Annotated in this window: 6 protein-coding genes; 4 read left to right on the top strand and 2 right to left on the bottom strand. The window is 61.1% G+C overall.

Going from position 1 to position 8782, the window contains the following annotated elements:
- Positions 1–479 precede the first annotated feature (479 nt).
- From nirB to cobA, 4 genes are read left to right on the top strand one after another with little or no spacing between them, the layout of a single operon-like run.
- Positions 480–2933 (top strand): nitrite reductase large subunit NirB, encoded by a 2454-nt coding sequence (nirB, locus tag M8Q45_RS06050; RefSeq protein WP_249873937.1) that lies wholly within the window; start codon positions 480–482, stop codon positions 2931–2933.
- Positions 2930–3250: a nitrite reductase small subunit NirD gene (nirD, locus tag M8Q45_RS06045; protein ID WP_030141942.1), complete on the top strand. Its 321-nt coding sequence runs from the start codon at positions 2930–2932 to the stop codon at positions 3248–3250. Before nirB ends, nirD begins: the two co-directional genes overlap by 4 nt.
- Positions 3247–5964 (top strand): nitrate reductase, encoded by a 2718-nt coding sequence (locus tag M8Q45_RS06040; protein ID WP_249873936.1) that lies wholly within the window; start codon positions 3247–3249, stop codon positions 5962–5964. The genes nirD and M8Q45_RS06040 overlap by 4 nt, the downstream gene beginning before the upstream one ends.
- Before the next feature lie 10 nt (positions 5965–5974).
- Positions 5975–6730, top strand: a complete 756-nt coding sequence (gene cobA / locus M8Q45_RS06035) for a uroporphyrinogen-III C-methyltransferase (RefSeq protein WP_249873935.1) — start codon at positions 5975–5977, stop codon at positions 6728–6730.
- 254 nt (positions 6731–6984) lie between these two features.
- Here cobA and M8Q45_RS06030 read toward each other — a convergent pair whose 3' ends face one another.
- Together M8Q45_RS06030 and sigX are read right to left on the bottom strand one after the other, a co-directional pair.
- Complete coding sequence (locus M8Q45_RS06030) at positions 6985–8019, bottom strand: OmpA family protein (RefSeq protein ID WP_181288936.1); 1035 nt, start codon at positions 8017–8019, stop codon at positions 6985–6987.
- Between the two features lie 107 nt (positions 8020–8126).
- Positions 8127–8717 (bottom strand): RNA polymerase sigma factor SigX, encoded by a 591-nt coding sequence (gene sigX, locus M8Q45_RS06025; protein WP_025212681.1) that lies wholly within the window; start codon positions 8715–8717, stop codon positions 8127–8129.
- Positions 8718–8782: the final 65 nt, after the last annotated feature.

The raw sequence follows: 8782 nt of genomic DNA, 5'->3' as shown, positions 1-8782 counted from the left end.
TTCTGGGTATCCGGAATCAGTGGGCACAAGGCACAAAGGCATGTCGTCCCTATGAAACGAATGCAAACCGGAAAAATTAGCGATTGGGAATAAGTGTCAGCAAGCGCTGATCGACCGGGATCCAGGCCCCCACGCACTGACCGCTTGCCTGCCATTACCAAGCCATCGGGCCCGACGCTCCATTACTGGGCAATACGCTTTGATTCGGTGCAATAAATTCCCCGGCCACTCGCCCGACCTGGGAATCGGCCAGTAGATCCAGGCACCCGGGCCACTTGGCACAACCGCTGCATAACGTCCATCAACATACATTTGGCAACGCCTTCAACGATGAGGGCGGTGCTTCCCGAGAGAACGGGACCAGGACAAAGGCGTCCTCGCTAGTTTTGCTAGCGGGACGCCTTTTTTTGTTTTCGAAAAAATTGCCGAGCCAGCCTGACCGCCGTGATGAGACAGGCCTGAGCCCGCGGAGAACCCTGATGAAAAAACTCAAACTGGTGATGATCGGCAACGGCATGGCCGGGGTTCGAACCCTCGAGGAACTGCTCAAGCTGAGCAACGAGCTCTACGACATCACGGTGTTCGGTGCCGAGCCCCACACCAACTACAACCGCATCCTGCTCTCGCCGGTACTGGCCGGCGAGCAGACCTTCGAAGAGATCGTGCTCAACGACCTGAGCTGGTACCTGGACAACAACATCAAGCTGCTGCTCAACCGCAAGGTCGTGGAGATCGACCGGGTCAAGCGCCGGGTCATCGCCGAAGACGGCAGCGAAGCCGAATACGACCGCTTGCTGATCGCCACCGGCTCCACGCCGTTCATCCTGCCGATCCCCGGCAACACCCTGGACGGCGTGATCGGCTACCGCGACATCGCCGACACCCAGGCGATGATCAACACCGCCAAGACCCACAAGCACGCGGTGGTGATCGGCGGTGGCCTGCTCGGCCTGGAAGCCGCCAACGGCTTGAAGCTGCGCGGGATGGACGTGACCGTCGTGCACATCGGTGAATGGCTGCTGGAACGGCAACTGGACAAGACCAGCGGCCAATTGCTGCAAACCGCCCTGGAAAGCCGTGGCCTGAAATTCCGTCTCAGCGAGCAGACCCAGGCCCTGCACGACGCCGGCAATGGCCGGGTCGGCTCGGTCCAGTTCAAGAACGGCGACATCATTCCCGCCGACCTGGTGGTGATGGCCGCCGGCATCCGCCCCAACACCGAACTGGCGGAAAAAGCCGGCATCCCGTGCAACCGCGGGATCCTGGTCAACGACACCCTGCAGACCTACGACCCGCGCATCTACGCCATCGGCGAATGCGCCAGCCACCGCGGCACCGCCTACGGCCTGGTGGCGCCGCTGTTCGAGCAAGCCAAGGTCTGCGCCAACCACCTCGCGCAACTGGGCTTCGCCACTTACAAGGGTTCGGTGACGTCGACCAAGTTGAAAGTCACCGGCATCGACCTGTTCTCCGCCGGCGACTTCATGGGCGGCGAAGGCACCGAGACCATCACCCTTTCCGACCCCATCGGCGGCGTCTACAAGAAGCTGGTGATCAAGGATGACGTGCTGGTCGGTGCCTGTCTGTACGGCGATACGGCGGATGGCGGCTGGTATTTCCGCCAGATCCGTGAGAATCACGCCATCAGCGAGATCCGCGATCACCTGATGTTCGGGGAAAACGCCTTAGGCGACGTAGGCCACCAGGGCCAGGACAAAGCCATGAGCATGGCCGACACCGCCGAAGTCTGCGGCTGCAACGGTGTGTGCAAGGGCACCATCGTCAAGGCCATCCAGGAACACGGGCTGTTCAGCGTCGATGACGTGAAAAAACACACCAAGGCCGCCAGTTCCTGCGGCTCCTGCGCCGGGCTGGTGGAGCAGATCCTGATCAACACCGTCGGCGGCGCGGCGGACGTCAAGCCGAAAAGCGAAAAAGCCATCTGCGGTTGCAGCGACCTCAACCACGGCCAGATTCGCCAGGCGATCCGTGACCAGCATCTGCTGACCATCGCCGGGACCATGAGCTACCTGAACTGGCGCTCCCCGAACGGCTGCGCCACCTGCCGTCCGGCCCTGAACTACTACCTGATTTCCACCTGGCCTGGGGAAGCCCAGGACGATCCGCAGTCGCGCCTGATCAACGAACGCGCCCACGCCAACATCCAGAAAGACGGCACCTATTCCGTGGTCCCGCGGATGTGGGGCGGCGTGACCAACCCGTCCGAACTGCGGCGCATTGCCGATGTGGCCGACAAATACAACGTACCCATGGTCAAGGTCACTGGCGGTCAGCGCATCGATTTGCTGGGCATCAAGAAGCAAGACCTGCCCGGCGTGTGGAAAGACCTCGACATGCCGTCCGGCCACGCCTACGGCAAATCCATCCGCACCGTGAAGACCTGCGTGGGCAGCGAGTTCTGCCGCTTCGGCACGCAGAACTCCACTCAGTTGGGGATCGAGCTGGAGCACGACCTGTTCAACATGTGGTCGCCGCACAAGGTGAAGCTGGCCGTCTCCGGTTGCCCGCGCAACTGCTCGGAAGCGGGCATCAAGGATGTAGGAATCATCGGCGTCGATTCCGGGTGGGAGATGTACATCGGCGGCAACGGCGGGATCAAGACCGAGGTCGCCGAATTCTTCGTCAAGCTCAAGACCGCCGAAGAAGTGCGCGAATACAACGGTGCTTTCCTGCAGCTCTACCGCGAAGAAGCCTTCTACCTCGAACGCACCGTGCATTACATGCAGCGGGTCGGCATGGAGCACATCAAGAAAGCCGTGCTGGAAGACCCGGAGCGGCGCAAGGCCCTTCACGAGCGGTTGAAGTTTTCCCTGTCGCTGGAACAAGACCCTTGGAAACAGCGGCTGGAACAGCCCCAACTGAAAAAAGAGTTCGAGGTCATCCCCGTGAAAAACCTGGAGGTGCCGGCATGAACTGGCTGGATATCTGCGCGTTGGACGAAATCAACGCCCTGGGTTCACGCATCATCCAAGGACCGAAGGGCGATATCGCGATTTTTCGTACCAGTGACGATGAAGTTTTCGCACTCGATGACCGCTGCCCACACAAGGGCGGCCCACTGTCCCAGGGCCTGATCTACGGCAAGCGCGTGGCCTGCCCGCTGCACAACTGGCAGATCGACCTGGAAACCGGCCTGGCCCAAGCCCCGGACGTGGGTTGCGCCCATCACCACTCGGCCCGGGTCGAGAACGGCCGTGTCATGCTGGCCCTGCGGGAAGCAAGCTCATGAGCCGCCAGACCACCGCCTCGACCTGCTGTTATTGCGGGGTCGGTTGTGGCGTGCTGATCGAGCATGACGGCGAGCGCATCCTCGGCGTCAGCGGCGATCCCAGCCACCCGGCCAACTTCGGCAAATTGTGCAGCAAGGGCTCGACCCTGCACTTGACCGGCGATCTAGCCGCCCGCGCCCTGTATCCCGAACTGCGCCTGGGAAAAGGGCTGGCTCGCAGCCGCACCGACTGGAACAGCGCCCTGGACCACGCCGCCAGCGTATTCGCCGACACGATCGCCGAGCACGGCCCCGACAGCGTGGCGTTCTATATCTCCGGCCAATTGCTGACCGAGGATTACTACGCCTTCAACAAACTGGCCCGGGCCTTGGTCGGCACCAACAACATCGACAGCAACTCTCGGCTGTGCATGTCTTCTGCCGTGGTGGGCTACAAACGCAGCCTCGGCGCTGACGCCCCACCCTGCAGCTACGAAGACCTGGGGCTGAGCGATTGCGTGATGATCGTCGGCAGTAACATGGCCTACGCCCATCCAATCCTGTTTCGTCGCCTCGAAGAAGCCAAATCCCGCCGGCCAGAGATGAAAATCATCGTCATCGACCCCCGGCGCACCGACACCTGCGACCTGGCGGACCTGCACCTGGCGATCCTGCCGGGCACCGATGTCGCGCTGTTCCATGGGATTTTGCACCTGCTGTTGTGGGAAGACTGGATCGACCGCAGCTTCATCAAGGCTCACACAGAAGGCCTCGCGGACCTGAAGAACCTGGTGCGCGACTACACGCCCACCCTGGTCGCCCAGCTCTGCGGTATCAGTGTCGAACACCTGCACCAATGCGCCGAATGGGTCGGTACCTCACCCAGTTTCCTGTCGCTGTGGTGCATGGGCCTGAACCAGTCCACCGCCGGCAGCGCGAAAAACAGCGCGCTGATCAATCTGCACCTGGCCACCGGCCAGATCGGCCGGCCGGGTGCGGGCCCCTTCTCGTTGACGGGCCAGCCCAACGCCATGGGCGGCCGGGAAACCGGCAGCCTGTCGAACCTGCTGCCGGGCCATCGCGAAGCCGCCAACCCGGAGCATCGCACTGAAGTGGCCGATTACTGGGGCGTCGACCAACTGCCCGCGACCACCGGTTTGAGTGCGATCGAACTGTTCGATCACGTGCGCAGCGGCAAGATCAAGGCCCTGTGGATCGCCTGTACCAACCCGGCGCAGTCGATGCCTGACCAAGCCGCGGTACGCGAAGCCCTGCAAGCCTGCCCGTTCGTGGTGTTGCAAGAGGCCTTCCGCACCACCGAGACCGCCGCGTTCGCCGACCTGCTGCTGCCGGCGGCCAGTTGGGGCGAAAAAGAAGGTTCGGTGACCAACTCCGAACGGCGCATTTCCCACGTTCGCCGGGCAATCAACGCACCGGGAGAAGCGCGACCGGACTGGGCCATCACGGTGGATTTCGCACAACGCCTGGAGAAACGCCTGCGCCCGGGGCAATCCAGCCTGTTCGCCTTTGACGCGCCGGCCCAGTTGTTCGATGAATACAAGCAACTGACCCGTGGTCGCGACCTGGACCTGTCCGGGATCAGCCACGCGCTGATCGATCAACTCGGCCCGCAGCAATGGCCCTTCCGCGAAGGCGCCACGGTCGGCACCGCCCGTTTGTACGTAGATGGAATTTTTCCTACCGAAAGCGGCCGTGCCCGATTCGTCGCCGACCCTTATCGCGCCGCCAAGGAATTGCGTGACGCCCGCTATCCGCTGACCCTGAACACCGGTCGCTTGCGTGACCAGTGGCACGGCATGAGCCGCACCGGTACCGCGGCGCAGTTGTTTGGCCACGTGAACGAAGCGGTGCTCAGCCTGCATCCCGACGAATTGATTCGCCATCGCCTGCAAGCCGGTGACCTGGTCAGCCTCAAGAGCCGTCGCGGCAGCCTGATCGTGGCCGTCGACAGCGACGACAGCGTGCGCCCCGGCCAGGCTTTCTTGCCGATGCACTGGGGCGATCGGTTTCTCAAGGGTGGGGTGAACACCTTGACCCAGCCGGCGTTCGATCCTCTATCCAAACAGCCAGAGCTCAAGCACAGCGGCGTGCGCCTGGAAGCTGTGAACCTGCCCTGGCAACTTTTCGCCCTGGTCGAAGGCGATGTCCAACAACATTTGGAGACGTTGCGCCCGCTGTGTGAGGCGTTTGCCTACGTCAGCCTTAGCCTGACCGGTCGTGAACGTCCCGCGCTGCTGATTCGCGCCGCCAGTGCCGTTGCACCCGAACCGCAACTGCTGCAGGCGATTGACGAACAACTGGGCCTGATCGAAGGGCCGGTATTGGCCTACGACGATCCGCGTCGCGCCATCGGTAAACGGGTGCGGATCGAAAACGGACGTATCACCGCCATACGCCTGGCCGGCGAAACCCTGGCTCGGCATTGGCTGCAGAACCTATGGCAGGAAGGTCGTGCCGACGAACAACTGCGGCGTTGGCTGCTGGCGCCTTTGAGTGCGCCACCGGGCAACGCCGGCGCGGCCATGGGCGGCGGGAAGACACTGTGCAACTGCATGAACGTCAGCCAGCGCGCAGTGTGCGCGGGTATCGAGCGCGGCCTGGATTTGCAGGGCCTGAAAAAAGAACTGGGCTGCGGCACGCAGTGCGGTTCCTGCGTACCGGAAATCAAGCGCCTGCTGGTTGCCACCGCGCAACCGGTCGCCGCGATATCGTGAGGAAAACACTATGAACGCAAAAGTCTGGCTGGTGGGTGCGGGTCCCGGCGACCCTGAATTGCTGACCCTCAAAGCCGTGCGCGCCTTGGGCGAAGCCGACGTGGTGTTGATCGATGACCTGGTCAACGACGCGGTACTGGAGCACTGCCCCGGTGCACGCATCATCGCCGTAGGCAAGCGCGGCGGTTGCCGCTCGACCCCCCAGGCGTTCATTCACCGGTTGATGCTGCGTTATGCCCGCCAAGGCAAATGCGTGGTACGCCTCAAGGGCGGCGACCCGTGCATTTTCGGCCGGGGCGGTGAAGAAGCGCAGTGGCTGCGCGAGCGTGGTGTCGAGGTGGAACTGGTCAATGGCATCACCGCAGGGCTTGCCGGCGCCACCCAGTGCGACATTCCCCTGACGTTGCGCGGCGTTGCGCGGGGCGTGACGCTGGTCACCGCCCACACCCAGGATGGCAGCAGCCTGAACTGGCAAGCCCTGGCGCAAGGCGGGACCACCCTGGTGGTGTACATGGGCGTGGCAAAACTCAGCGAAATCCGCGAGCAATTGCTGGCCGGTGGCCTCGCGGCGGATACGCCCGTGGCGATGATTGAAAATGCTTCCCTGCCCCATCAGCGCGACTGCCGCAGCGACCTGGCCTCGATGGAAACCGACGCCGGAGCGTTTCAACTCAAGAGCCCGGCGATCCTGGTGATTGGCGCGGTGGCCGGTGCTGCCGAATTGGCCGCCTCGCCCTCCGCCTTCGCGCAGGCTTCAGTCCTCTAAAAGACAACCCCAAAACCTGTGGGAGCGAGCTTGCTCGCGATAGCGGTGGTCCAGTCACACGTACAATGACTGACACACAGCCATCGCGAGCAAGCTCGCTCCCACAGTTGGATCTGCGTACGCCGGGGGAGATAAGTCGGCAGTAGGGTCGCCTTCGCGAGCAGGCTCGCTCCCACAGGTTTTATGTTCCCTGTACAAATCCCAGGCAAAGAAAAACCCGGCCTAGGCCGGGTTTTTCCAAAGCTTTGGGCTAATTACTTAGCTTGGGCTTCAACCTGCGCTTCTACGCGACGGTTAACTGCACGACCAGCTTCAGTGGCGTTGTCAGCCACTGGGCGGGATTCGCCGTAGCCAACAGACTGAACGCGGGACGATTCAACACCGTACTGGTTGGTCAGAACTTGCTTGACGGCGTTTGCACGACGCTCAGACAGTTTCTGGTTGTAAGCGTCAGGACCGACGGAGTCAGTGTGACCTTCAACAGTGGTGCTGGTGGATGGGTACTGCTTCATGAAATCAGCCAGGTTCTTGATGTCGCCGTAGCTGTTTTCTTTGACAACAGACTTGTCGAAGTCGAACTTGACGTCCAGCTCAACACGTACGACTTCAGCAACAGCTGGGCAGCCATCAGCGTCAACGGTTACGTTGGCTGGGGTGTCTGGGCACTTGTCGACGTTGTCGCACACGCCATCGTTGTCGCTGTCGGAGCAGACTTCAGCCGGAGCTGGAACTGGAGCAGCAGCTGGCTTGGAGCCGCCACCGAAGTTCACGCCGATACCGACGCTAGGAGCCCACTCGGTGTCGCCCTGGTCGATGTTGTACTGAGCTTCAACGCCGGCACGGGCGTAGAAGTTTTCGGTGAAGTACAGCTTGGCGCCGCCACCGACGTTGGCGAAGGTAGAACGGTTACGACCGTTGCTGCCGTTCTGGTCGATGCTCTGGTCCGAGAAACCGGCAGAGACGTAAGGACGAACCATGTCACCTGGGTTGTTGAAGTGGTACAGAGCGTCCAGAGCGGTGTTGGCGCCCTTGACGTTGGTGCCGTCGTCAGTGCGTGCGTTGTGCACTTCGTCGTAAGCCAGACGCAGTTCTACGTCGTCGGTCAGGAAGTAACCAACCGAACCGCCGAACAGGTTGCCGTTGTTCTTGAAGTTACGAGCGCTGTCGAATTGCTCTTTCTTGGCGAAGCCTTCGATTTCAACTGCGCCTTGGCCTTGTGCCAGAGCGCCGAACGAAGTGGCAGCAATCAAAGAACCAATGGCAAAGCCCAAGGTGTTTTTCAGTTTCATCCGTTAAATCCCCATCTGGTGATTGTGAAGCAGTCCCGCAAACCGGGGGACAACTCGGCGGCAAGTCTATCAGAACTTGCCTACACGTAAGAGATATTTGCGCCGAACTAAGTTTCGGCAATGCCTGCAAATTTCTCACGCAGCTTGTCGAGAGCGCGCTTGTAACGCATTTTTGTCGCGCTCAAACCCATGTGCATTATGTCTGCGATCTCCTGGAATTCCAGTTCTGCGACAAATCGTAGCACCAGAATTTCCCTGTCGATCGGGTTCACATAAACTAGCCAGCGATCGAGTCCACCCTTTTCCTCGGGCTTGGGCGCCTTTTCTTCAGACGCTTCCTCGAGAGGGTCAAGGCTCAACGCGTCCATCAACCGACGCTTTCGCCTTTCCTTGCGATACTGTGTGATGCATTCGTTGTAGGTGATGCTATATAGCCACGTCTTGAACTTCGATTTCCCCTCGAAGTTCTTCAAGCCGTACAGCACCTTCAACATCACCTCCTGACAGACATCGTCAGCATCGCGATCGTTCCCAAGATACCGTGCACAAACGTTAAATAATGTTCTTTGGTAACGCCGCATCAGTTCTTCGTAGGCGCGTGTTACGTGGAACAGCTCCGTATGCGCGCGCGCAACCAACTCCTCATCGGAGAGATCACGGGGGTCGTAGCGCGTGGATAGCGATTGGGGTTTGTTCAAAACAAGTCGGGCCGACAGTCTAGGTCAATGTGCGCCGCAATCTGCGATGACAGGCATTTTGCGGC

Origin of the sequence: Pseudomonas sp. T1.Ur, from assembly GCF_023516725.1 — a bacterium.
GTDB classification, from domain to species: Bacteria; Pseudomonadota; Gammaproteobacteria; order Pseudomonadales; family Pseudomonadaceae; genus Aquipseudomonas; species Aquipseudomonas alvandae.
This window is presented reverse-complemented; position numbering and strand designations above follow the sequence as displayed.